This is a genomic window from Enterococcus mundtii, assembly GCF_002813755.1.
Lineage (GTDB): Bacteria > Bacillota > Bacilli > Lactobacillales > Enterococcaceae > Enterococcus_B > Enterococcus_B mundtii.
The window spans coordinates 1,217,372-1,243,475 of the sequence record NZ_CP018061.1 but is presented as its reverse complement, the minus strand read 5'-3'; the positions used below and the strand labels follow the sequence as shown (position 1 = coordinate 1,243,475).

Here is a 26,104-nt window from a genome sequence, read left to right as displayed (position 1 = left end):
TTTATTGAAGAATACCGTAACCTGAAATGCTTGGATCATTGATAAAATAGGTCCTTCTAGCTACTTTATCAGCAGTATTACCTTCGACGGTCTGGATGATATTACCATCTGTAAACTCTACGATCCCAACGTGATCTTTTCCAGTACCACCTCCATTCCAATCAAAGAAAATCAAATCACCTGGTTGTGGATGATAGTTCTCTGAAGCTTTCTTATAGTTCCCTTTTTCAGTAAACCAGTTGATCATTTGTAAACAGTTAGCAGACTTGATTATTTTTTCTTGGTTGAGATACCCTACTTGATCTGCTACCCAACTCACAAAGATCGCACACCACTCTACTCTTCCTTCAAATCCATACCATCGCCAGTACTTCTCTCCTTGGATCGTGCCAATCTCATTGATTGCAGCCTCAAGGAAATCTGAGTTTTCGAGCCATAGATAGTTAGTTACTATAGGAACATAGAACATATTTCCATAAGCATATCGCCATGAAAATCCATATGCTAACGCTACTGGATGGGTATAAGTAACAGTCTGTCTGTTGCTTTTTTCCCTTGCATATAACTCTGCCTGAAAGAAGCTATATTGGTTATTGGTAGTTGCTAACCAGTTTAAAAAGTCTTCTCCGTAGTTATAGGCTTGAAGAGCCGCACGATCATCAAGATGTAAGTCTCTCGCTTTGCTTAATAATTGGGCAAAATAGTGGGTGCCTCGATCAATTGATAGTTCTGGATCATCGATCGTATTAGGAGACAAACCTTGTGACTCACTAGCCTGCATAATATCAGGGAATCTTTCTGCATCACCACCGGATTCTACTTGGATGATTGCCAAAATCATGTTGACATACTCTGGAATCCCATACTTTTCACAAGCTTCTCGAACAAGATGTTCCCATTGTAAAATCATTTGTCCAGGATTTTTAAGACTTCCTGAGATCGTTCTTGAAGAATGATGTGTAAATCCTTCTATCTCAGAAGGATATTGAAATTCCAGATCAAAAATATAAGCAGATGGATAAATATGTCTGTTTGGCCAGAATGTTCGACGTTCAATGACTTCAACCTTTAAATTTCCTGTGGTTTCTCCTACGATTGTATCGGCATCTATCCACTCACCATTTCTCACTCGGACATTTTTTAATGGAGACAACACAACTCTTTTGCTCAAAGAAGTATTGATAGTGACATAATCATTGCCAGCAGCATGTACTCTTCCTGATCCAGAATTATCGATGCCATAGACAGGCGTGCCAGGCTCAGCCAACAGCTCGATATGATCATGTCTATTTCTGTCATTTGATCCTCGATAGCCATATTTTTGAACAACGATGGCGTCTTGGTTCATGCCAAAAGGACTTTGCAAAAATACTTTATTCTCAAATCGGTCCAATTCTTGGATCGGTCCAAACTTATCTAGTTCTTCCTCTGTCAGCGTATCTGAATTTTCATCAATAAACTGACTGATTGTTTTGATCTCAATATTGATCAACGCCACTTTTATCGTACGATGCGTTGGACGATCTTCTTCATTACGAGGGGTAGGGGGTTGGTCCCCATTTAGAGTGTCATTCGTTTGATTTTCTTCGGAATCATTCGGTTCTTCTTCTGAGTCCTCGTCTTCTTCTGAATCATTCGGTTCTTCTTCTGAGTCCTCATCTTCTTCTGAATCATCCGGTTCTTCTTCTGAGTCCTCGTCTTCCTCCGAATCATCCGGTTCTTCTTCTGAATCCTCATCTTCCTCCGAATCATCTGCTTCTTCTTCTGAGTCCTCGTCTTCTTCTGAATCATCCGGTTCTTCTTCTGAGTCCTCGTCTTCTTCTGAATCATCCGGTTCTTCTGATTCATCATCGTCTTCAGAGTCTTCCGATCCATCCTCTTCTGGATCAGTCTCATCAGGATAAATAATTGGTACTTCTCTTGTTTCGATTTTCGTTGTGTAACTAAAGGTATACCCATGGATTCCTTCTACTTCTCCACGAACTCTTGTTGCACCAAAGATATTGCTACTCGCTGAGATACGTTTACTGATGTTATAATCTTCATATTTTGCATTCAGGTAATAGAGGTACGTATCTGCATCAGAGCTATAGATAAAATTGTTATCTGGTCTTGCAACACCATTTACAACAAAATATACTTCTTCGATTTCAGAATTTTCTGAAAAATCTTCAAAAACTTGTTGCACTTCTTTGTTCTTTCTGGCATCCAAAAGTGTGACATGCTCATACGCCTCTGCTAATGCCATATCTTCCGTTTTTATAGTAAATATACTAGCGATAAAATTAAAGATGGCGATAATCACGACGATAACGACGATGACGACCGCCAAGATCATCATTACTTTGACGGACAACAACATGAGGATCAGTTTGAGAATAATAAATAAGACTAAAAGAACTCCAAGAATATTCAATTCGCCATCTTTGTTCCTGCCAACTGTGTCTATGGCTGTTTGTGCCAGATTTTTTTTCAGTTTGGGTTTGAATTTTTTTTTCGATGGCATTTTTGTTTGCTTTTTTAATCGTTTAACTTTGTTGGAGTTACTTAACACTTGATGTTTACGTTCAAGTTTGTCTTTGATGCCGAATAGTTTCTCTTCAAGCTTCTTTGCTCTGGTCTGCTTATTCGTAGTAAGTGTATTCTTTATGCCAGATAGATTGAGAACATTTTTACCTAGCTTTTCTTGTTTCTTATGGTAGAATTTTTTTGATCCTAGTTTTTGTTTATTGATTTTTTCAGAAAAAAGCTGACTTCGCTGATTCGTTCCACTATTATTAGGTGAAGTTTGTCTTTTTTTTATTCCTAAAAGCGCATGATTGATTTCTTTAGGAGAGCGATGTTTATTCTTTATGAAATAGGCCTTTTCTCTTGTGGTACTATGTTGTTTGTTACTATTGATTTTGTTTAACTTTTTTTTATTTGTTATAAGATGACGCTTTTTAAAATGACTAGCATATGGTTTTTTGCTTGTTGCGCCTTTACTTAATGGCTCTTTTCTTGACTGGCTATTCACCATATGTTGTTTGAAATCAACGATATTTCTATTTTTCGGCTGTAAGCTATCTCTTTTTTTTCTCGCTAATTTTTGTTGACGTTTTTTGAATCGGAGTCGTTTTTTCAGTGCTTTCTTTTTTTGCTCTTTCGTACTGACACGTTTCAATTTGATCGATAACAGATCTTGCTGCTTGTTGTTTTCTTGTTTATTCCCCTCGTATGTTTCATTCATAATCTTGCTTTGTTTTTACCTCTTCACCAGGTTTAGTTGTCATGATTTGATAGAGTTTCGTCTCTTTAGGCAGTCGGTCTTCAAATGGAATGATCGTGTCCCCAAACACCATCAAACCAGTACCTTCACTCCCATTTAAAACATACTTTTCCTGCTCTTCCGATATATCGAATAAACGAGTCAACTCTGAGCGATCAGATTTTGCTTGATTGAACATGACAACGAAATCGCTATTAGAAAGCATTCTTCTGGCTAGATCCGACAATAATAGCGTCTCGACATTTTGGGTGATCCCTGTCGGTATAGCCCCCCATTTTCTTGCTCTACTCCACAATTCAAAGAAATAATTTTCTGAATATTCATTTGTAAAGAGCAACTGTAATTCATCTATATATAACCATGTACGGATTCCTGATTCTCGATTTAATGTGATTCGATTCCAAATTTGATCTAAAACGACCAACATTCCGAATGGTTTGAGTTGTTTCCCTAAATCTTTGATGTCGAAAATGACCAAACGTTTATTTAAATCCACGTTCGTTTGTTTGGAAAATAGCGCTAGACTACCTTCTGTATAAAGCTCCAATTCAATCGCCAATTGCTTTGCCTCTTCTTCTGGCTGTGCATTTAGCGCCGTATAAAAATCTTTTAATGTCGGCAACTGTGTCTGTTCTTGGTAAATTTTTCGGCATACTCGGTCGATGATCGTCTTTTGTTGGGAAGATAGCCCTAAAATCCCCCCCGTGATCAACTCACAAAGTGAAATCAAAAACTGTGTTTTTAAAGCGATCGGGTCTGCATCATCGCCATAGTTACTATTGATATCCATCGGATTGATGCAGGTGTTTGAATTACCAGCCAATCGAACCATTTGACCATCAAATTGCGAGCAAATATGCTGATATTCTGATTCAGGATCAATGACGATCACTTCGTCTTTGGCGTTTCTCAGTAAAACATTGACGATTTCCCGTTTGACAGAGAAACTCTTACCTGATCCTGGTGTGCCCAAGACAAACCCATTGGGCGCCATTAGTTTTTTCCGATCAAGAATCGTCAGATTTTTTGTCACAGAATTGATCCCATAATAATTGCCATTCTCATGAAGCATTTCAGAAATCGAAAATGGCATCAACGCCGAAACCGCAGAAGTTGCCAATAAGCGATTTAAAGGAACATGATTCTTTCCTATTGGTAATATTGTATTTAAAGCAAATTTTTGTAAATACGCTAGTTCAATGATCGTGCAACCAAATCTTCGCCCTACCGACTTGATTTTACTCGCGATTTTATTTAAGTTATCCTGATTCTCTGCGGAGAAATTGATCAACACAGTTACTTCAAATAGTTTCTGGCTTTTACTTTGTAATGAATCTAAAAGCTCTTTTGCTTCATCCAGGGAATAAGTCAGGTCATAGGGTAGCATGTCATAATCGTACCCACTATTTAAGGCTTTTCGCTGTTCATCCACTTTTTGCTGATCCATGTAAGCCATTTTAGTCTTTACTAAGTCGAAACTGCTTGCCATCGGTATCGGCCTGCAACTAACCGTAAGAGTGATTTCTTCATCGATCTCCATAAGACCTGTTAAGCATTCATCAGATAGTTCGGCAGGGTAACCATTCAAATAGAGGGTCTGATTTAGTTTGTCATCGATCTTGATCAGGCGCTTATCTAATTTGAGATCGACTTGTTTCGGTAGTAATGTATGATTCTCATTATTTATGATTTGACCGATCAATTCTTTCCGTTCTTCCCCTTTTAAAATATGGATGGTCGAACCAATTTTTCGAGCGAATAGATCCAATTGATCGGCAATCAAGAATAACTCTCTTTCCGCAAATTCCTGATTCTCATGTTTTTGAGTAAACGTAATAAAAATTTTCTTTTCAAACGCATTCTTCTTTTCGTTGATTTTCGCTGTTAGATAGTCATTCATTTCTTGGCGGTACTTATCATCATATTGTTCATTTTTTTCTTTAAACAGCACATGAGTCAATTCTTCGACTGTTTTTTTCTTTTTTACTAACGTGACTTTGTAATCAATGGAAGCTTCCAAAGAATTTAGGAACTCACAATATTTAATGAATATCTGCATACGTTGTTCTTCGGAACAAAGTTGATAACTGATATCGTCAATATGGATCGTTATTGAGTATTCATTCTCAGTAATTAAACAAATACCGTTATCATAGATTTCTTCATAAAGTAAAAAAGATTTTTTTTCTTCTTGCATATTTTTTTTATTCTTGTTTTGCCTGAAGTTCACCTTCATGAAATTGGGACGTATCAGATTCTTCATAAACAACTACTCCTTGATCAAAATGGTAAATAAAATAGTATTTCAAATAGCGTTCAAAAGGCAGTCCCTCTTTTTTTAGCCACCCAAAAGCGACGATTGGCATTGAAACGAGAATCATCAGCCAACTGATCACGTCCATGGAGTAACCAAAAAAGCGCACAAACACAAAACTGATCACGATGTTAGTCAACACCGCCACAGACAGAAAGCCTAATTGTCGTACGCTCATACCTGCTACGATCCGTTCTTTATATTCACGTACATCTTTATGGACTTTGACTTCAATTGCCATTGCTTTTATTCCTTTCTATGAGGCGGATACAATCATTTTCGCCCATCCTTTTGTCTTATTTATTGCAAACATCAAAGCAATCATGTAAATCGTCAAACCAAAAATCAGCGACCACATGCCACTCCTATGACTATTTAAGAAATTCACAAAAATCAAAGGATAAATGGTCAATACTAATGCGATCATTACAGCATGTAAGGAGGAAGCTGCAAAATTCTTGAAAAATCCTTTTGCCATCGATGAAAACTCTTGATGGGGTAATGCCGCCATCGAAATAGGAGCAATCGCACTGAATATATATAATTCAAAAAATCTTATATAAACGATGACATTGATAAAGACCCCTACTACTAAAGAAACTAAAAATAGAACAACAAAAATCATTAATACGACCATTACTTCCCACCACGAAAGATTGCTTACTGCTGAATTGACTACATTGCGATAAGAACTTAAAAAATCATCTCTATTTAGGGCCATTATTTGCCCTGCTAACATTGCCCCTAATGCGACAATGGCATCGAGAATCACTTGGATTCTTAAGATGACAATATAACAAATAATAAATTTTACAAATGCTTTCATGATCATTTCAAATCCCAAAGTTGGAGCACCACCTGCATTCTCTACTTTTAAAGAAATTTTTTGAAATTCAAATAAGATGAATATCGCTAGTATTGAAAATGCAACTGGAGCTATGATCGTTTGTTGGATGATTCCTGCTACTCGATAGGCATCTGCCATGTAATCTTGCAAACCACGGCTTAAGGTTTCTGCAATATTGTCCCCATTCAAATATTCCATCATTCGATCAAATAGCATCATTATCGCTGAGCGCACTGATTAACCTTCTTTCTATAAAAAATTTTCTACCTACTTAAAAGTGAGCCGACATCAAATGCGGTCACGAACCAAACTGCGGCAACTAAAATCAATGCACCGCCGACGACCTGCCAAATTCCTTGTTGTAGTTGCGGGCCATTTTTATCTTTTAACGCACCAGCTAAGATCACGGTTCCCCAAATGATCCATAATCCTCCGCCAACCATCGTAAATCTTGAAATCAAATTAAATACATCCTGTAATAATTGTTGATTATTGTTCATTTCTATCCATTCTCCTCTTCGTTTTTCGGTGATTGATTTCGTTCGTACCAATTCTCTGGAGTCACATCTCCTAGTTTTTTATAATTTTTATGTTTGGTAATATCATATTTTTCTGATATAAACGGAACTATTCCACGAATCTTCAAAATCGCTTTTGTTCCACTTAGGTTCGCCACTTCATCTACATCCAATAAATTTCGACCCATTTTTTGATAGTTCTCACTGTAGTTCCCATTACTACCTTTGGTGATACTAATGTTCTTGTGCTGGATCGTTTTCTTCCCTAGTAATTTGGAGATATACTCATGCGTACTTAACTCCATTCCACCTAAATACAGAAAAACGTCACTGGTCCCGATGATTGTTTCCCAAGTATCTTTATATAAATTTTTAAGCTGACTGATGTTTTGTAAGATCACATTGACCGATATCTCGCGACTTCGAATCACTGAAATCACTTTTTCAAAGTCTGGAATCTGTCCAATATTGGCAAATTCATCTAAGACACATCGCACATGATGTGGTAGACGACCTTTGTAGACATTGTCTGCTTTGTACACTAAACTATCGAATAATTGTTGGTACAACATACTTGCTAAGAAATTGAAACTTGTATCTGTATCTGATAACAAAATATAGATGATCGTTTTCTTGTCCCCAACAGTGTCTAATGCTAAAGTATCTTTACTCACGATTTTTTTGATATTCGGAATATCAAAAGGCGATAATCGTACTCCCAAGCTGACTAAAATACTTTTTGCGGTGCGATCCCCTGCTAATTTGAAAATTTTATATTGCGCGACTGCAAAGTTGGCAGGATCTTTTTCTTCAAGTTCATTGAAAATCACATCCAGTGGGGAAACATAATCAGGCACATCCTCTGGACAGTTTGCTAAGCGGACCATTTCAACGACGTTCGTCAATGTTTGATCTTCCTCATCAACTTCTTGTAAAAGATAACTAAACGTAGCCATCAATAAGGCCGTTTCAGCTTTTTCCCAAAAATCATCGCCACCCTTTTTTTCAGGATCTGAAGTATTTTTGATCAAGTTGTTGACGACTTTTAAAATATCGTCTTCGGTCCGGATGTAAGTAAAAGGATTATAATAATCTGTATTTTCCCGCGTGATCAAGTCAAAAACCTTGATTTCATAACCTGCTTCTTTAAACATCGTTGCTGTTTCACTTAACAAGAGTCCTTTAGAATCACTGACGACATAAGAGGAATGCAGTTGCATCAAATTAGGTTTCACATAGAATCTTGTTTTACCTGACCCGGCTCCTCCTACTACGATCACATTCTTATTCCGATTAAAGTTATTAGATTTAGTGATCTTCATACGACCAGACATAGACAGCGATTCACTTTTTGTGAGAATGATATTGTTGTCTTTTTTTTTATCCATCATCGGCTTGATGTCTTTTTTGTTGCCCCATCTGGCACTTCCATATTCAAACTCTGTATGTTTCGGCATACCTGAGTGATACAAGATACCAAGAGCAAGCCCCCCCACGATTGTCAATGTACCAATAATACTTGCTAAACTATAACTAAAGTCAAACTCAAAGCGACTGACTTCTAGTCCAAATTGATCGATTGTGCGAACCAAGACTTGTGCGATATCTTCTGTCTGTTGTCGGAAATTCTCGTAAATCAGGATGGTCCGATTTGCCGTATACGCGAATACAAGAAATAAAAATAGTAAAAGTAATTTATAATACCAAGTCTTTGAGTTTTTCAACTTGCCCTCCTAAATGACATAAGTGATCTTTGTTATTATCTAAAATCCGTAACGAGCAAGTCTGAAACGATGTCCATCGTTCGGTCAATATCTGCTTTTTCTGGTAGATAAAACATTTTGGTTTTATCACCAACTTGATACGGAAATGGTAGTATATTTGTCACTAATATATCTACGTCAAGTGGATTTTCAATGGTTTCCAATTGTTCCTGGTACATGATGCTTGCTCTGGTGTGTAGATATCTTTCAATAATTTCATTTAAAGCAAAATCCGTTAAAAATCCTCGTTTCAATGCAACAACAACTGTACTTAAAACTTCACATGCCTTGTTCGTATATAAGAAAAGTAATAAGTCAGAAGTAAATGATGAAGCACACCTTTTTTGCAGGAAATTCTTTTGGATCGCTTTATTTCTTTTGATGACTGTATTCATTTCTTTATATAGTCGCCGGTTGATTGAATCAATCAGTATCGCCGATTCTTCATCGTTATATGAAAAATCAATTTCAAGTTCCTGTTTGATTTTCTCTTGAAATAAAAAGCAATTGACAATTGAATACAGTTGCTCATTATCAACTTGGATCCGATTCCCCAGAACACTCTTGAGATCTAAAACCAAATGTTTGACTGTCTCAGAAAAACCAAAGTATTCTGCAAATCCTTTATTGTGTTTTTCAATCTCTGTGTAATAACATTCATGTAAATGGATCATACAAGCTATAAAACAACATTCTTCAAAAATGACTTCTTTAGAGTAGGTCTTGAAACAATCTAATTGAATAAATTCAACGAATAATTGATTCGTTAAGGGATTGTTTCTAAACCAATCTAACAATCGCGACTGGATATATAATTTGTCTTTTCCAAACCGGATAAAAGTTAAAGCAAGTATTTTCTTTGTGATTGATTGGGAAACATCCGAACATAACGCCAAAACGATTTTGGTTATTTCTTCCATTTCATTTTTATAGGGGCAATAATCTTCGATTTCTAGATATGCTGATTTAATGTAAAGATCAATAAACAGTTTTCTGATTCTGATTTCTTTCCCTATAAATTCAACCGGTGAAAGTTTTAAATTCAAACCATATTGATGGCAGATTTTCTTTAGCTTTCGCATTTTTTGGATCACTGTTTTCTCACAGTAGTGTAATTCCCAGCTCCAATCGATCACCTGCTTCAGTTCACCTGTAAGGATACTTGTTGTCACTTTTACTAAGTCTTCATTCATGTAATAAGATTTTTTTTTCTCGAATAACTTAAAATGGTTCAATACAAACATGCTGACCCCTTTATAGGAAGTCAATATTTCAATTGTGTCGGAAAATTCATCTTGAATCGTTTTTAAATCATTGGTAATCGTTCTTCTAGTTACTTTGAGACTTTTTGCAAGATATTGAACGGTCACATTTTTTCTTCTCTCTAAAGTATTCAAGATAAATACGACACGTTTTTTGTAATCATTCGATATTAATCGTTCAAGAATCTCTTCCACTTACCTTCCCCCTTTCACATAACAACTTCACTATAAACAATATGTTTTTTTATTTCGAGGTATTGTATTTCCCGACTTAGAGAAAAAAATTTCTTTAGAAGACGAAGTTTTTTTAAAGTTTTTTTATAGATCTTAGATTTGAGAGATAACAAGAAAAAAGAGGCTATACAAATTGTATAGCCTCTCTAAGGCGTAATTAATAACGATATACCACTGTTTTTATTTATCTACAATAAATGGCCCTCTGATGTTTTTAAGCTTTCTACAAAAAAGTTATTCTATTAGAATCCTAAAATAATCCAAAAGGCTAAAAGACTTTTAAAAGTTATTTAATTCTAAATAAACTAGCTGCACTATCTGGCGCCCAAGATGGATCACCATAATTAAAATGAGTCACTAATGTTGTATACAGTTTCCCCTCATGGAAGATGATTTCATCTTTTGTGTACAACACAGGATTAGTTAAACTTCCTAATTCAAATTGACGATGTTCACTTGGTGGCGCAATTTCATTTGTTTTTGTTGAAATCACTAAACGGTTGCTGTCCTCTGATCGAATAGAATCATTACTCACTGCTCTGATTGTATACGCATACTGAGTCCCAGCATTCAATCCAGTATCTAGATAAGTTGTATTTGCAGTTTGACCAACTAATTGGCCATCTCTATAGATTTCATATGTTTTGATTCCTGCAGAGTGGCTAGAAGGATTCCACATCAATGAGATTGAGTTCACTGTTTCTCCCATTGAATGTAAGTTACCTGGTCTTGTTGGCACTTCTACTTCGTTATCTGCTAACGTTGTTACCTGAAGCGCATCACTTTTTTCAGATACTTGTCCGGTAAACGATACTGCTTCGATTTCGTACTTGTACGTGGTATTTGCTGTTAATTGATTATCTTGATAGTTGTTCGCAGAAGTTGTAGTAATCAGTTGACCATCACGATACACATTGTATTTTTCAGCAGCTGCTTGTGCATCCCAAGAAAGTGAAACTGACTGTTTTGTCGTATTCACTGCTCTGACATTTGTTGGTTTATTTGGTACGACTGGTATTGCTCCATTACTTTTGATATTCGCATCAATCACATTGTAAAAGGCATTCGCAGTATCACTAATATCCCAAATTGCTAAAATAACGTGATACCCCATTCGGTCTTCTGGAATATTGACTGTGTGCGTTGCGCTAATATTCGCAGAAGATTGTCCGCCACCATCGATTTCCGATAATAGTTCTAGATCTTCTCTCGCAAGTGGTTTGTTTTGATCCCAACCATTTTTCGTGATGTAGTAATGATATTTCGCAGTCCGGTGATTTGCCGTAAAATGCCAAGTGAAATTATTAGGACCAGTACTGATATCTTGCTTTGTCCATAAAGTTGCTGTTTGTTGATCTAACTGAAAACCTAATGCGCCATTTGCAGAAGCAATTCGTCCATCCGCTGGTCCTGCTACTGGGAAGCCTTTCAATGCTTCTAAAGATTGTGGCTCATTGATCACTGCCCCATACTTCTGAAATGCTGCAGTCCAGTTGGTGCGGGCATCTAATGACCCTTGGTATCCTCGACTAATTGGCTCCCTTACATACCCATGTGCAGAAACATCTTTTGTCGCACCAAAAATTATTCCTCCTAGACTTAAAACCAATACCACACTACCCAATAATCTTTTTTTCATATCATACCTTCCTTCCAATATTTTTTTGTTACATTATTTTTATAACATAATAACTTATTTAAAAATAGCGACCTTATATTGTTCAATTAATCACAATATAGTGTATTATATACAAATAAACACTTATATATAAATATTTATATCTTGTGAAAAACAAAACTATTATTCAGTTATTGTTCATTTAAACCAAGAGATGATAAACAGATTTGGCAAATAACTTCGATTCATTGTATCTGATTATGTTATTTAGTCAATCGGTTGTCAAAATTTGTACGTATTTACGATGACTTTATTAAAATACGATCCCAACCTCGTCCATGAATCCTTATCTGAGATATGCTTAAAATAAAATAAATCTTTATCTTCGTATCCATGGGTATCCGAAATAACGATATCAGCATGATGATACGATTCTACGATTTTTATTCGTTTATTATTGTAGTAATGTGTAATAACATTTTCGACTATATTTTTAGATTCTGGAAGGTTAAAAAATTCCACATAAACTTTATGTTCAGATTTAAGACTGTTGGAGACCAAGCTTCCTAAGATGACTTGCACAAAACTATTTTTGATGTGATTGTAAGAAGGCTCATTTTGGTAAGATTTTAAGTTTTTATCGATGCAACGCTCTATATAGGACCCATAACGATTTGTTGGTAGTGCATCATGGTATATAGGCATAAATTTATATAATTCCAAATGATGGATAGTGACTAATTTGTTTGTCAAATAATAGAGTAATTGATAAAAAATCGTTTCTGGTATATGAAAGTAATCAATCATGCACATAAGTAATTTTTTACATTTGGTGACGATCGAATTCTTCTTTAGCTCCCCTAGCTTTCTCCCCAGTTCTTCTTTTTCTTCTTTCTTATTTAAATCTTGTGCAAAATAGTTGGATAGAAAGGCGAAATGGATACATTCATTTCGTGAATTTGTTCCATCTATCATCTTTTTGACAGTCAGCTTTTCTAAACACGCATCCATCTCCTCCTTATAGACTGTTTCTCCTAGCTCTACGAGTTCTGAGGGTAGATCATGGATTTGGTACCCGTTTTTCAATGATATCAAACAGACCGCTAATAAATAGTTGATACGCTTTTTCCCAAGCGGAGATAAATTTTCGTAATGATCAAAGTTGATTGACAACCGGAAATCGATCACTTCTTCTTGAGTAATCGTTTTGAACAGCCAATAGTTTCCTTTTGAAATGACAGCAATCCCCAGATAATGCAACATACGTATAGTAGATTCACTACCTGTTAATTCAATCAATGTTTCATTGATCTTCATCAATCGAATATCGATTTTTAATAATTGAAACAATTCTTTCAACTTTCCTAAAAGTTTGTATACATGTGACTCACTATAGATTAGATATTTTGCAATATCTGAAACACTGAATTTCCTTTTTTCCAACACATATAACAATGTCTGATATAAATTTGATTCTGCAAAATATCTTTCTTGGAAAATATTGATCAATTCGAGATATTCCGTATCGGTTAGTTGTGGCATACAACGCAATTCATCTTTATCTAGAATCAAAGAGGTGTGCGTTTTTTTTGAGAATCCGATTTCTTCATATTCTCTCATCAAATTTTGAAGTATCTTTCTTGCTTGTCTTTTTGTTAGATCCATTTCATCTTCCAGCTTTTTTATTGAGACTGCTCCATGTTTCATTTCTTTTAATACCTTCATTTGTAAAAATTGTGTTTTTGTAATGAATAATAATATTAATTTATCTGGCAGCATATTTATTTTCTCCTCAATCTATAGTTGAAATGTAAAATTCAAATAGTATAACATCACCTCAATCTTTCCTTGTCATTTTTAAATAGCAAAAATATTCTTACTATTCAGAAAATAAAAGATACTTGTTGATTTATAGTAATTATTTGACATGAGAACGGTGTAAACCTTCGTTCGCTTTTAAGCGATAACCTAAAATAACTATTATAAAAAAACAAGTACAATTTAATATTAGAATATTTCTGCATAAAATTCCAATAATTATATTCTTGAATTTATTTTATTCCAATAAATTTAAGAGAAATTTATTGATTTATTTGCATGCGATACCTAGCAAAAAAACTGAAGAACCAACGAGTTGCCTCGTTTGATCCTCCAGTTGCTTTACAAATATTGCTTAAAATCATTTCAGTTAGTGCTGATAATTTATTGCGATGATTCGTTTGACTATCCTACATTATGTATCAATCTTACATGGTGGAAGTGTTAAAAGATCAAGCAGGATAGTCAGTCATTTTGTTGATTTAACCATACATCTTTTCTTATCCGAATGGCACACTTGAGTGATGTAACTGAATTTTTAAGTCGCCATCCTCATCCATGATATAACCAAATGTGTATTCAACTTTGACTTCTTCGTTGGTTTCCCCAGAAGTAAAATAATAGACACCTGAAGAAATCGCTGTATCACCGTTCAAGATCGTGTCGTGATTATCAAAGCGGATATCTGTCCAAGGCTCTAAGGCAAATCCACCATCTTCTGCGATGTCCCCACCAACAAAATAAGATAGTGCTTCATCTTTTGTTCCACGAAATGGTACTTCCGCAGCTTTCGTTGGTTTGAAGAGCACTTGACCGTCATCGTAAGCATATAGATTTTCCAGTGTCTCAAGCGCTTTTTCTTCGGCTTTTTCGTCACTTTCCAAACTAGCTTCACCAATCGCAATAATATTCTCTGCCCATTCTTGTTGTGCTTCTTCTACATCCGAAAGGGTAATGACCGGTGTTTCCTTCTGTGACTCATTTGTTGTACTAGTTGTATCTTCTCCTTGGGCAGATGTAGCGCATCCAGCCATTGTTAAAACTAAAGTTGATAAAAGTAATGTTTTTTTAATCATATAATTCCTCCTCTATAATTAAATTCTAACAGAAAACTCTTTTATTTAAAACTAAAAATATAACATACTTAAAATAAAATAAATAAATTAAACGTGTTATAATTTCCTGATTCTAATATACTTATTTTATAAAAACATCATAATAAAATAACTGATTTATTTTATCATCCTAATAATGTTTTATTATTTATTTCGTCGAAATAATTCTCGTTTGTATCATTCAGCAAATTTGCTTGTAATGTTATAAACAATTATTTATTCTTTTACTCTCATTTGTTTTTCTCAATATTTGTTTTTTACAAAAAAAGTGGGATTTTCCTCCGCTCACATATTCAAAAATCGAATAAATGGCAAGAATAAAAGTAACTAATTCAGAAATAAGGCACCATCCACAAAAATTGGACGAACAATTTTCGTGGATGGTGCCTTATTGATCGAGGCTAAACACTTCTGTCATGACCTCTTCTTTCTTATTTTAAGTGTTTGTTTGCAGGATTTTTCATTCGCATTTTCCCATCTTGGCACATATCCAGTAAAGGACATACTTCACAACGTGGGCTTCTAGCAGTACAATGATACCGCCCAAAGAAAATCAATGTATGATGCGTTTTTACCCATAGATCTTCTGGTACCTTTTTCATCAATGTTTGTTCAACCTCTTGTACTGAAGCATCCAATTTGCAGATCCTCAATCGTTTTGTCACACGTTCTACGTGAGTATCGACTGCTATAGCTGGTACTCCAAACGCATCTCCAAGCACGACATTCGCTGTTTTTCTACCTACACCAGGTAGTGAAACAAGCTCTTCTCTTGTTTGAGGAACCTGTCCTCCAAACTGATCAAGCAGCTGTTGCGCACATGCTTTGATGTTTTTGGCTTTATTTCGATACAATCCAATTGTTTTTATCTTAGGAATGATCTCTTCTAGTGGGGCTTTAGCTAACGCCTCAGGAGTTGGAAAAGCTTCAAATAGAGCAGGTGTTGCCTTGTTGACCGAAACATCTGTCGCTTGTGCGCTTAAAATGACTGCAATCAATAATTCATAAGGATTTTTATGTTGTAATTCTCCATGCGCTTCTGGAAACATCTCATACATTTTCTCAAAAGCTTCCATTGTACGTTGTTTACCTAACATATTACTCCCATTCTTCCAGCCAATTCTTTAATGATACTTTTGGCAGCTCTTCTTGTTGGGCTGGCTGATCGATTTCTTTTTGAAGCAGTTGCTGCTTTCTGCGTTTTTGATCTTCTTCTACTTGCTGTTTGGTTTTTAAATTTTTCCGTTCCCAAGATAATAAGATACGGTCGATATAATTGAAACTATACGCTTGGTTCAATACAGCCTCCCGTAAAGCTAGTTTCAAAATCTCAGGATGATAATGATCCTCTTCCAACCACTGTCCGATCCGTTGGAATTCAATAGAGGATAAGGGACGTCCAAACTCTTGTTCAAATAATTGATAGACTGAACGTGTCGTTTTTTCTTGGACTTCTTCTTCTTGCTTTAGAGAGTCTTTTTCTAATAATCTTTCTAAATGCACATACGTTGGTGTCAAATCATAGCGATCCGCTTTACGTCCATCGATAAGTGTCGTTTCGATCGCTATGAAATGACCACTGACCAATCGATTCAAAATTTGAAAAACTTTTTCTTGCTTGACACCCATATTCTGGGAAATATTCATCAGATCCGGGAATGAATCACCTTCTGATTGCGCCATATGCAACTGTAATATAAATAAAAATTCATCTGCTTGTAAGCCAATACGATGATAATTTTTAAGCAAAAGATTGGAAACGATCGTTTGACCAGCTTTTAAATAGTTTTCTAAATTCAACATTATTATCCCTCTCTTTAAAATTAGTATACGTAAAAACAAGATTTGAAGCAAGAAAGGATTATTTGAATTTTTTTAAAATGTTTTAGTGATTTTTATATTGCATTTCACTTTTCGGAATATATGTACATCAGAAGAAAATGCTGCTTGTACTAGGATATGCTCTCCTCTATAAAAAGGTCTCATATCTTTACAAGCAGCTTAGAGAATGACGCGCACGATCGATAGAACGTTTATTATTGTACCTCGTCATCCGTTCGTAGCTCGTATGGTTGTCCTTCATACGTATACTCTGTATTCAATGTTCCATCATTTTCATCGGTATAGATCCGTCGACTAAATGGGAATTGATGATCCTCACCATCTTTTGTTTCATCACCAGATAAAACGAATTCTTCTGCTTGGGTTTCGTTTAATTGATTGATCACTTCTTCTGCTAAAGAATCAATATCGATCGTTTCACTGCCTGTCACCTTTTTGTAATCTTCAATAAAATTATCCTGCTGTACAAAATATTCTTTTTCCATAATGATCCTCCTCTAGTCCAACTCACTACATCTGCTTTGTTGGAAATTAATTACATCTATTATTTTGACAAAAAAAACAAAGGAAAACAACTAATTGCAACTGGTGAAGTCTGCAACAAACCATTCCTGTCTCGTGAGAAATAAAACAAAAAGTGTCAATAAAAAATTTTGACCTTTAAATAGCCGGTTGAGTTCCAAAAAAAAGAACCGTCTGGAAACAATATTGCTTCCAGATGGTTCTTCTATGACACTTTGACAAATTATTGAGCTGTCTCGATTTCTCCTAGAGCTGCTTGTGCAAGAAGATTCAAGTAGTTCCAAGGACGGTCAAAATGAGGTTGGAAGAAGAAGTCTGAAAGAGCTAAGTCTTCAACAGTCATTTTATTTTGAACCGCTAATGACATCGTATTAGCAGATTGAGTGATGTCGTATTTAGACATGAATTGTGCACCTACGATACGATTTGTTCCTTTTTCATATACTAGTTCCATCATGACTTTTTCAGTCGTTGGCATGAATTCTGGACGATAGTTATCTTCGAATAGTGTTGCTTGGACATCCAAGTTATTCATTGGGGCACTTTCTGTTGTCACACCTGTTGAACCGATTGTCCAACCAAATAAGTACAAACCAGAAGTTCCTTGTGTTCCACGGTAAGCCATTTTTTGCTCTGTTAAATTGTTTCCTACTAACAATCCTTGACGGACCGCATTTGTTGCTAAAGGAATGTAGTTTTGCGTACCACTTGGGTTATAATTGACAACTGCTGAATCGCCCGCTGCAAAAATATCTGGATTGCTTGTTTGCATGTACTCATTTACTTTGATTGCGCCATTTGGCAATGTTTCTACTTTACCTTCTACTAATTTTGTATTTGGTCTGAAACCAACACACAAAATAACCATATCCGCATCAAATGTTTGGCTAGCTGTAGTTACTTGTTTTACTTTACCATTCTCATCTGGAATGAACTCAGAAACGTTTTCACCTAAAGCTAAAGTAACTCCACGATCAACCAATTCTTTTTCTAACACATCCGTAAATGGTTTATCAAGATATTTGTTCAAGATACGATCTAAACCATCGATCAATGTCACTTCTTTGCCAGACTCGACAAACGCTTCGACTAATTCGATCCCAATATAACCACCACCAACGATCACTACTTTCTTCGCTTCTTCTGCTTTAGCAATGATTTCGTTTGCTTGGTTATAGTTTTTACATAAAAGAATATTTTCAGATTCGATCCCTTTGATTGGCGGGATGATTGGCCATGAACCAGTAGTCATTACTAATTTGTCATAAGAAACTGTTTCAGTTTCGCCAGTTTTTAAATCTTTCGCTGTGACTTGTTTGTTTTCTGTGTCAACATCAGTGACATCATGTTCCATTTTCACTTTCGCACCTAACGAAGCTAACTCTTCAGGGTTTGAATAGAACAAGCCTGCTGGGTCTTTCACGACGCCTCCAACATACAATGCGATCCCACAAGATAAAAATGAAACATTGTCGTTACGTTCATAAACTGTAACATCTGCTTCTGGGTTGTTTTTTAAGATGCTTTTTACTGCTGCTGTTCCTGCATGGGTACAGCCGATTACTACTACTTTCATGTGTGTCCCTCCGATAAACGATTTGTCCTTTGACAATTTTTACTATAGCAAAATTAAAACGTATCCAACAGTTTTATGCTTGTGAATTCACAAGGTCTTACTTATCATATTTTGCGCATTTTCGATTTGAAACACTGATAAATAAACGTTCTTTTTGTGAATTTTTAAACTAACACCTCTGTGCTTGTGAATGAATACGAAATCGCATAAAAAATTGCATAAATATTTTCACCTTTCTTAAAATTGTTAGTGTGTTTTCCTCTTAGTTTCACAGGAGTAGGTATTCCTTGTTTTTCTACACGTCACAAATGAAAGACAAAAAAACATCAACAAAGTCATTTGACCTTATCGATGTTTCAGATGTTCGCACGATTTATTTTTTGCAATTCGGACATAGCCCATATAATTCTAAACGATGATCATGGATTTCAAAATCAGTTAAGCGCCCCGCCGCCATTTCAATATCTTCTAGCCCAGGATAATGAAAATCGACGATCGTCTCGCAATTTTGGCAAATCACATGATAATGTCTTTGTGAACTAAAATCAAATCGGCTTGATGCATCACCATATTTCATTTCTTGAACAAACCCGATCGATGTGAACAATCGTAAATTATTGTAAACTGTAGCAACACTCATATTAGGAAAGCGATGCTCAAGCGCCTTGTAGATTTCATCTGCCGTTGGATGTGAACGATGCTCAATCAGATACTCTAAAACTGCGTATCTTTGCGGCGTAATCCGAATATTTTCTTTTTTCAGCTGCTCGATCGCCGCTTCTACTTTTTTATTTTCCATATAAACAAAACCCCACCTTATTGTTCTTTTATTATCATACTATTTTTATTTTTTTAAATCTACATATTATGGAAAGAAAAAGAAAAGAATTTTATAATTTTGCCTATTTTATACAAAAAAAGTGTAAAATAACGGATGTTTCACCATTATTTCACACTTTTTATTCAGATTTTCACGTAGACTTACATATCCTGATACAAAGGAGTAGACAAATAACGTTCTCCATTATCAGGAATAATCGCAAGAACTTTTTTTCCAGCCCCTAGTTCTTTAGCTACATTAAGCGCAGCTTCAACTGCGGCTCCTCCTGAAACACCAACTAAGATTCCTTCTTCTTGCCCCATACGGCGAGCTGTGATCATTGCTTGCTCACTAGATACTGATAAGACTTGATCATAGACATTCGTATCTAACGTATCCGGGACAAAACCTGTTCCGATACCTTGGATTTTGTGTGGCCCAGGTTCTTTGCCTTCTAAAACGGCAGATTCGGCTGGTTCAACTCCAACGATCTTAAGCGCTGGATTGATCCGTTTTAATTCGTGTCCCGCACCGGTGATTGTTCCACCAGTACCGATTCCTGCGACAAACGCATCCAACCCATTCACACCAAACGCCGCTTGGATTTCTGGCCCAGTCGTTTTTTCATGAACTAATGGATTAGCAGGGTTTTCAAATTGCAGAGGTAAGAAATAGCCATTTTCTTCCGCTAGACGTTTTGCTTCTTTGATTGAACCACTGATGCCTTCTGTCCCTGGAGTCAAAATTAGTTCTGCTCCGTAACCCTTCATCAATAAGCGACGCTCGATACTCATCGTTTCAGGCATGACAAGTTTCACATGATATCCTTTTGCTACACCGACCATCGCTAAACCAATACCAGTGTTTCCTGAAGTAGGTTCAATGATTGTATCACCCGGTTTCAATAGCCCATCATGTTCTGCTTTTTCAATCATATTCAAGGCAATACGGTCTTTCACGCTTCCACCTGGATTGAAGAATTCCAACTTAACAAAAACATCCGCAGCTCCTTCTGGAACCATTTTATTTAATCGAACGATAGGTGTTTTACCGATCAATTCTGTGATCGATTGATAAATCTGTGTCATGTTTTTTCCCCCTTCATTTGCTTCTCTATTAATCATAATACAAAAAAGGTACTTCTGCGAGTGATTCTTACTGGAGAAGTAAAAAAAAGAGACACATCTTTTGATATGCCTCTTTTTTAAGTTGATATAAAGTTAGACATTGATTTCTTGTCCAACCAATAATGAATAATTTGACATCGTCATGCCATTTTTTGCCATCAGATCATCGACGGACATACCGAATTTTTGAGCAATATCCCAAAGTGTATCGCCAGAGACGACAGTATAAGTTTGGTTACTACTTGTCGTAGTCGTTGTAGAGGTTGTCGTACTAGTCGTTGTGGTACTTGTCGTACTAGTTGTTGTTGAACCAGTTGATGGTGTATCAAAGCGAGTCAGATTATATGTGCTGATCAATTCATTTAATTTGTATGCGTAATTAGGATCTGTTGCATAACGTCCAGTTAAATAAGCTGTTGCATCATAGTAGCTGGTAGTATTACTTTTCCATACACCTGAATAATGATAATCGCCTGTCGAAAAACTAGTAGAACGTAAAACATTCGCATGATCTTGGAATGACTCCCAATAAGATGAATAGCGACGGAAAGGTTCGTTCATCGTTACCCATTGACCATTCAAATATTCTTGCGTATTCATATATACCACAGATTGACCTGCGCTACCTTTGACTCCAAATAAGTTGTAATATGGTGCACTTGATAATCCAGATGTACCATACGCACTTTCAAGTAATGCTTGTGCAATCATGACAGACGCATATAAATCATTGCTTGCTGCAACTTCAGAAGCAGCCCATCCGATTTGATTGATAAATGCTTGCGGATCGGCAGAAGATGCGACATCTAACTCATCCGCACGTACAGTTTGTGGTGTTGCTGTGACCAACATTGGCCCAACTAATAGGCTTGTCCCCACTAAAGGTGCAATGGCTTTTTTATTGATGGTCATTTTCCTTTTGGGCCTATGGTGTCGAGCGCTACGGGTTCTCAGCTCTTGCATTCAAATTCCTCCTCAAATGAAACAGTAAATAAAACTTCCTCTTAAACGAAACTTAATCATTTAAATTATACGTTTTATTTTATTGAAACTCAAACGAATCTTCAATCATTTACTTTTTGTAATCTTCACGTAATCAAAAAGTAACACAAAAGTAACGACAATTATCCCTTTTTACTAATTTGTACCTAAAAAAATAGAAAATTGGAGGCTTGGAAAAAATCTCCAAGCACTCCAATCGAACTGCTTTCAGTATTTGTCTATAATTGATTGAAGACGTTGACTACATTATCTACTGTAAAACCAAATTCTTCAAGTATTTTGTTTCCAGGAGCAGATGCGCCAAAGTGATCAATTGTGATCGTTTGACCTTCGATACCCACATAACGTTCCCAACCGAATGGTGAAGCTGCTTCAATCGCAACACGCTTCGTCACTGCTTTTGGCAAGACGCTTTCTTGATATTCCGCGGATTGTTGTTCAAATAAATCAAAACTTGGCATAGAAACCACTGAAACATCTTTTCCTTGTTCCGCCAATACTTTTTGCGCTTTAACAGCTAGATCCACTTCTGAACCTGTCGCGATCAAGATTCCTTCTGGTTGTTCCCCTTTAGCTGGAGACAAGACATAGGCACCTTTTTTAACCATATCATCCGCCACTTCTTTCGTTGTTGGAAGAACTGGTAGATTTTGACGACTCAAGACTAAGATCGTTGGTGTATCTGTAGATTCCATCGCTACTTTCCATGCCGCACGAGTTTCGTTCCCGTCCGCCGGACGTAAGACATGGACACCTGGCATACTTCTAACCGAAGCCAATTGTTCCACTGGCTCATGCGTCGGGCCATCTTCACCAACTGCTACAGAGTCATGGGTCAAGACATAAATGACTGGCGTGTTTTGGATCGCTGCTAAACGCACAGCTGGTCGCAAGTAATCCACAAAGACAAAGAATGTTCCCCCATAGATCCGGGTACCGCCATGCAATTGGATCCCGTTCATCGCTGATGCCATCGCAAACTCACGAACACCAAACCAAATGTTGCGGCCTTCATAGTGTTCAGGCGTGAAGTCTTTGTCTGCTGTGACCATCGTATTGTTTGATCCGGATAGATCGGCAGAACCACCCCAGAAACTTGGGATCGCTTTTGATAATGCTTGGATCATCTCTTTACTTGAGACACGACTGGCTTGGCTTTCACCTTCGTCGTATGTTGGAAGCTCTGCATCCCAATTCTCTGGTAATTTTCCAGCAAAGGCATCTTCGAATTGTTGCGCTAATTCTGGATACGCTGCTTTGTATGCTGCGAACATCTCACGCCAAGCATTTTCAGCTTTTTCGCCTTCTTCAACCATCGTTTGACGGAAGCGTTCCGCCACTTCTTCTGGTACGGTAAAGTCAGGGTATTCCCAACCATAGATCTCTTTGGCTTTTTGAATGCCTTCTAAGCCAAGTGGTGCGCCGTGGACCGCAGAAGTTCCTTGGTTTGGTGCACCAAATCCGATGACCGTTTTCACTTCGATCAATGTCGGTTTGTCTGTTTCGGCTTTCGCTTCTTCAATTGCTTTTGAGATGGCTTCTAAATCATTGCCGTCTTTTACCAAGAGATGTTGCCAACCGTAAGCTTCATAGCGTACGCCAACATTTTCAGTGAAGGCTTTTGAGGTTGGTCCGTCTAAAGAAATATCGTTTGAATCGTATAAAACGATCAATTTCCCTAATTTCATATGACCAGCCATCGAACTTGCTTCTTGAGACACGCCTTCCATCAAGTCGCCATCGCCACATAACGCATAGGTATAATGGTCAACGACGTTGAATTGGTCTTTGTTGTAGGTCGCTGCTAGATGCGCTTCTGCCATTGCCATCCCCACAGCCATCGCGATCCCTTGACCTAAAGGACCAGTCGTTGCTTCGACGCCGTCCGTATGGTTGACCTCAGGGTGTCCCGGTGTTTTTGAATCCCATTGACGGAATTGTTTCAAGTCATCAATCGTCACTTGGTACCCTGCTAAGTGCAACAAGCTGTACAACATCGCTGAACCATGTCCCGCAGATAAGACAAAACGGTCACGGTCTGCCCAGTTTTTAGAAGTTTTCGGATTCACTTTCAAGTGTTTCGTCCAAAGGGCATAAGCCATTGGCGCGGCACCCATTGGTAACCCCGGATGTCCTGAATTTGCTTTTTGTACTGCATCGACACTCAATGTACGGATCGTATTCACACCAAGCTGATCAATTTTATCAAACAATGTAACCCCTCCTGTAATTTAGGTTTTTTTTACCTATATTTCTACTTCTAATTTTATAGTATCTCCTCTAAAAAAGCAACGACTTTTAGTTTTTTTTACTAAAACTTGCTATTTCGGTCGTGGAGGCCTTTTTTCTTCTGGATTTCTTTCAATTTTTCTGGTGTGACATCATTTCCATCGGGATCAACAACTTTCATCCCTTCAATATGATGTCTCATGCCAGAACGAAAGGCTGTCAGATATGCTTCTCGTAATTCCTTTTGCTCTTTGACTTCAGCTGGTGTCAATCCTTCTGCTTTTTTCTTTTTAGCTAACTGATTGATACGTTCGATTTTTTCAGGCGATAACACAACTATTCCTCCTCGCTTTTGCTTCTCCTACATCTTATATAAAAAATGAAAAAAAAACAACTACATCAATAGTCTTTAATGCGAACATTTGTTTGAAATCAAGTATTTTCTATGGTACTATTTAGTTATCAAGTGAAAGAAGGTGTACCTTGTGGCCCGACAAACTGAAACAAGACAAATCGAAGTCTTACGATATATTCACGAACAAGTGACCCAAAAAGGCTATCCACCGACTGTCCGTGAGATCGGAGAAGCTGTTCAGCTTTCTTCAACATCGACAGTCCATGGTCATCTTGCCCGATTAGAGAAAAAAGGCTTTATTCAAAGAGACCCTACGAAACCACGTGCCATCGAATTGACGCAACAAGGATTATCAAAAATCGGGATTCGCCCAACAACGATTCCTGTTCTCGGAGTTGTTACTGCCGGAGAGCCGATACTAGCTGTTGAGGAAGCTTCTGACTTCTTTCCAGTACCACCAAACCTTTCATCAGAAGAAGGTAGTCTGTTCATGTTGACGATCCGAGGAGAAAGTATGATCAATGCTGGGATATTGGATGGCGATAATGTCATTGTCCGCAAACAAGAAACTGCACAAAATGGTGATATCGTTATTGCGATGACTGCAGAAGACGAAGCAACTTGCAAACGGTTCTATAAAGAAAGAGATCATTTCCGTTTGCAACCCGAGAATGATTTACTGGAACCGATCATTTTAGATGAGGTGTCGATCTTAGGTCGAGTCGTTGGTCTGTACCGTAGTCATATTTATTGATAAGAAAAGAAAATTTAGTTATTTATTTACGAGCTTGAGATCATGATCTCAAGCTCGTCTTTTCCTCTTTTAGCAGATATCTTTGTTCTTTTTGAACTTCCCTCTTTACAAACCGAACAAAAGTTCGTATACTAATGATACGAACTTTTGTTCGCATTCTATAAAGAGGTGAAAATCATGAAATCAATGAGACGTTTTGGTTTAGTATTGATCGTTTTGTTTTTAGGTATTATTATTGGTAATTTTGGTCTACGTACAGCGCTGTTGGTTTTTGTTCCTTTGTTTACATTGTGGTTTATGTTGTGGGATGAAAAAAAATACCGTCAATCACAACGTCGTCAATCCCATGAAGACTCCTTCTATCACGAAACCTATTACAGCTCCAGGCACTCGTAAAAGTAAATAAGATCGCTTCTATGAAAAATCCGTCCAAGCAAACGATGATCGCTCGTTTGCTTTTTTAACGACAAACTGACTACCTACCCTTGCACTCATTTGTTCCATCAATAAATTGAGGCTACTCATCCAACGAACCCCCCCTTCCGCAAACGGTTCATCCGTTTGTGGAAGGGGGGGTTCTGTTCAATATTTTATTTGATTAATACTCCATCAAAGTAATCATGTCGTAGCCTTCGATTTTGTCACGACCATGCAAGTCCATCAACTCGATCAAAAAGGCACAACCAACAACAACTCCGCCAAGTTCTTCGATCAATTCGATTGTTGCTTTGATCGTTCCACCTGTTGCTAATAAGTCATCACAGATCAAGACTCTTTGTCCTGGTTGAATTGCATCTTTGTGCAGCGTCAAGGTATCTGTACCGTATTCAAGTCCGTAAGTGACTTCGATCGTTTCACGAGGTAATTTTCCTTTCTTACGAACAGGAGCAAAGCCCACACCTAATTCATAAGCTACTGGACAACCTACGATAAATCCGCGCGCTTCTGGTCCAACGACCATATCGATACGTTTTTCCTTCGCATAATCAACGATTTGCTTCGTTGCTTCCCGATAAGCATCTCCATCAGCCATCAATGGCGAGATATCTCTAAATATAATTCCTTTTGACGGATAGTCAGGAATACTAGCAATATAATTTTTTAAATCCACTTTATTGTT

Annotated in this window: 22 protein-coding genes; 2 read left to right on the top strand and 20 right to left on the bottom strand. The window is 37.0% G+C overall.

Annotation, left to right across the window (positions count from 1 at the left end):
• Position 1 precedes the first annotated feature (1 nt).
• From EM4838_RS06105 to EM4838_RS06015, 19 genes are all read right to left on the bottom strand, one after another.
• Entirely contained in the window at positions 2 to 3,229 is a 3,228-nt protein-coding gene (locus EM4838_RS06105) for a lysozyme family protein (RefSeq protein ID WP_100917247.1), read from the bottom strand.
• Positions 3,222 to 5,531: a VirB4-like conjugal transfer ATPase, CD1110 family gene (locus EM4838_RS06100; RefSeq protein ID WP_071867945.1), complete on the bottom strand. Its 2,310-nt coding sequence runs from the start codon at positions 5,529 to 5,531 to the stop codon at positions 3,222 to 3,224. The genes EM4838_RS06105 and EM4838_RS06100 overlap by 8 nt, the downstream gene beginning before the upstream one ends.
• On the bottom strand, positions 5,473 to 5,823 hold the full coding sequence (locus EM4838_RS06095) for a PrgI family protein (RefSeq protein WP_071867946.1): 351 nt from the start codon (positions 5,821 to 5,823) through the stop codon (positions 5,473 to 5,475). Before EM4838_RS06095 ends, EM4838_RS06100 begins: the two co-directional genes overlap by 59 nt.
• Before the next feature lie 15 nt (positions 5,824 to 5,838).
• Positions 5,839 to 6,663, bottom strand: coding sequence for a VirB6/TrbL-like conjugal transfer protein, CD1112 family (locus EM4838_RS06090; protein ID WP_071867947.1), 825 nt, complete (start codon positions 6,661 to 6,663; stop codon positions 5,839 to 5,841).
• A gap of 29 nt (positions 6,664 to 6,692) precedes the next feature.
• Complete coding sequence (locus EM4838_RS06085; RefSeq protein ID WP_010735554.1) at positions 6,693 to 6,929, bottom strand: hypothetical protein; 237 nt, start codon at positions 6,927 to 6,929, stop codon at positions 6,693 to 6,695.
• Between the two features lie 2 nt (positions 6,930 to 6,931).
• A complete protein-coding gene (locus EM4838_RS06080; RefSeq protein WP_071867948.1) occupies positions 6,932 to 8,671 on the bottom strand; it encodes a VirD4-like conjugal transfer protein, CD1115 family in 1,740 nt (579 codons plus the stop codon).
• A gap of 35 nt (positions 8,672 to 8,706) precedes the next feature.
• Positions 8,707 to 10,167 (bottom strand): HTH domain-containing protein, encoded by a 1,461-nt coding sequence (locus EM4838_RS06075; protein ID WP_081367473.1) that lies wholly within the window; start codon positions 10,165 to 10,167, stop codon positions 8,707 to 8,709.
• 325 nt (positions 10,168 to 10,492) lie between these two features.
• On the bottom strand, positions 10,493 to 11,845 hold the full coding sequence (locus EM4838_RS06070; protein WP_071867949.1) for a lytic polysaccharide monooxygenase: 1,353 nt from the start codon (positions 11,843 to 11,845) through the stop codon (positions 10,493 to 10,495).
• Positions 11,846 to 12,106: 261 nt separating this feature from the next.
• Entirely contained in the window at positions 12,107 to 13,603 is a 1,497-nt protein-coding gene (locus EM4838_RS06065) for a helix-turn-helix domain-containing protein (RefSeq protein WP_071867950.1), read from the bottom strand.
• 539 nt (positions 13,604 to 14,142) lie between these two features.
• Entirely contained in the window at positions 14,143 to 14,718 is a 576-nt protein-coding gene (locus EM4838_RS06060) for a hypothetical protein (protein ID WP_071867951.1), read from the bottom strand.
• Between the two features lie 470 nt (positions 14,719 to 15,188).
• Positions 15,189 to 15,854: an endonuclease III gene (nth, locus tag EM4838_RS06055; RefSeq protein ID WP_071867952.1), complete on the bottom strand. Its 666-nt coding sequence runs from the start codon at positions 15,852 to 15,854 to the stop codon at positions 15,189 to 15,191.
• A gap of 1 nt (position 15,855) precedes the next feature.
• Positions 15,856 to 16,560 carry a DnaD domain-containing protein gene (locus EM4838_RS06050; protein ID WP_010735563.1) on the bottom strand — a complete coding sequence of 235 codons (705 nt, stop codon included), beginning with the start codon at positions 16,558 to 16,560 and terminating at the stop codon, positions 15,856 to 15,858.
• A gap of 233 nt (positions 16,561 to 16,793) precedes the next feature.
• Entirely contained in the window at positions 16,794 to 17,084 is a 291-nt protein-coding gene (locus EM4838_RS06045; protein ID WP_071867953.1) for a DUF5960 family protein, read from the bottom strand.
• Between the two features lie 260 nt (positions 17,085 to 17,344).
• A complete protein-coding gene (locus EM4838_RS06040) occupies positions 17,345 to 18,697 on the bottom strand; it encodes an NADH oxidase (protein ID WP_010735565.1) in 1,353 nt (450 codons plus the stop codon).
• Between the two features lie 373 nt (positions 18,698 to 19,070).
• Positions 19,071 to 19,496 carry a Fur family transcriptional regulator gene (locus tag EM4838_RS06035; protein WP_019724202.1) on the bottom strand — a complete coding sequence of 142 codons (426 nt, stop codon included), beginning with the start codon at positions 19,494 to 19,496 and terminating at the stop codon, positions 19,071 to 19,073.
• A 182-nt stretch (positions 19,497 to 19,678) separates the two neighbouring features.
• A complete protein-coding gene (cysK, locus tag EM4838_RS06030) occupies positions 19,679 to 20,605 on the bottom strand; it encodes a cysteine synthase A (RefSeq protein WP_071867954.1) in 927 nt (308 codons plus the stop codon).
• Between the two features lie 132 nt (positions 20,606 to 20,737).
• Positions 20,738 to 21,607: a glucosaminidase domain-containing protein gene (locus tag EM4838_RS06025; protein WP_019724201.1), complete on the bottom strand. Its 870-nt coding sequence runs from the start codon at positions 21,605 to 21,607 to the stop codon at positions 20,738 to 20,740.
• Between the two features lie 257 nt (positions 21,608 to 21,864).
• Positions 21,865 to 23,859: a transketolase gene (gene tkt / locus EM4838_RS06020; protein ID WP_100917246.1), complete on the bottom strand. Its 1,995-nt coding sequence runs from the start codon at positions 23,857 to 23,859 to the stop codon at positions 21,865 to 21,867.
• A gap of 98 nt (positions 23,860 to 23,957) precedes the next feature.
• Complete coding sequence (locus EM4838_RS06015) at positions 23,958 to 24,209, bottom strand: DUF896 family protein (protein WP_071867806.1); 252 nt, start codon at positions 24,207 to 24,209, stop codon at positions 23,958 to 23,960.
• A 151-nt stretch (positions 24,210 to 24,360) separates the two neighbouring features.
• Between EM4838_RS06015 and lexA the strand changes: the two genes are divergently transcribed.
• Complete coding sequence (lexA, locus tag EM4838_RS06010) at positions 24,361 to 24,984, top strand: transcriptional repressor LexA (RefSeq protein WP_010735571.1); 624 nt, start codon at positions 24,361 to 24,363, stop codon at positions 24,982 to 24,984.
• A gap of 177 nt (positions 24,985 to 25,161) precedes the next feature.
• Positions 25,162 to 25,380: a hypothetical protein gene (locus tag EM4838_RS06005; RefSeq protein WP_023519576.1), complete on the top strand. Its 219-nt coding sequence runs from the start codon at positions 25,162 to 25,164 to the stop codon at positions 25,378 to 25,380.
• Between the two features lie 202 nt (positions 25,381 to 25,582).
• Here the strand turns inward: EM4838_RS06005 and EM4838_RS06000 are convergent, their stop codons facing one another.
• Positions 25,583 to 26,095, bottom strand: a complete 513-nt coding sequence (locus EM4838_RS06000; RefSeq protein WP_010735573.1) for an adenine phosphoribosyltransferase — start codon at positions 26,093 to 26,095, stop codon at positions 25,583 to 25,585.
• Between the last annotated feature and the right edge of the window lie 9 nt (positions 26,096 to 26,104).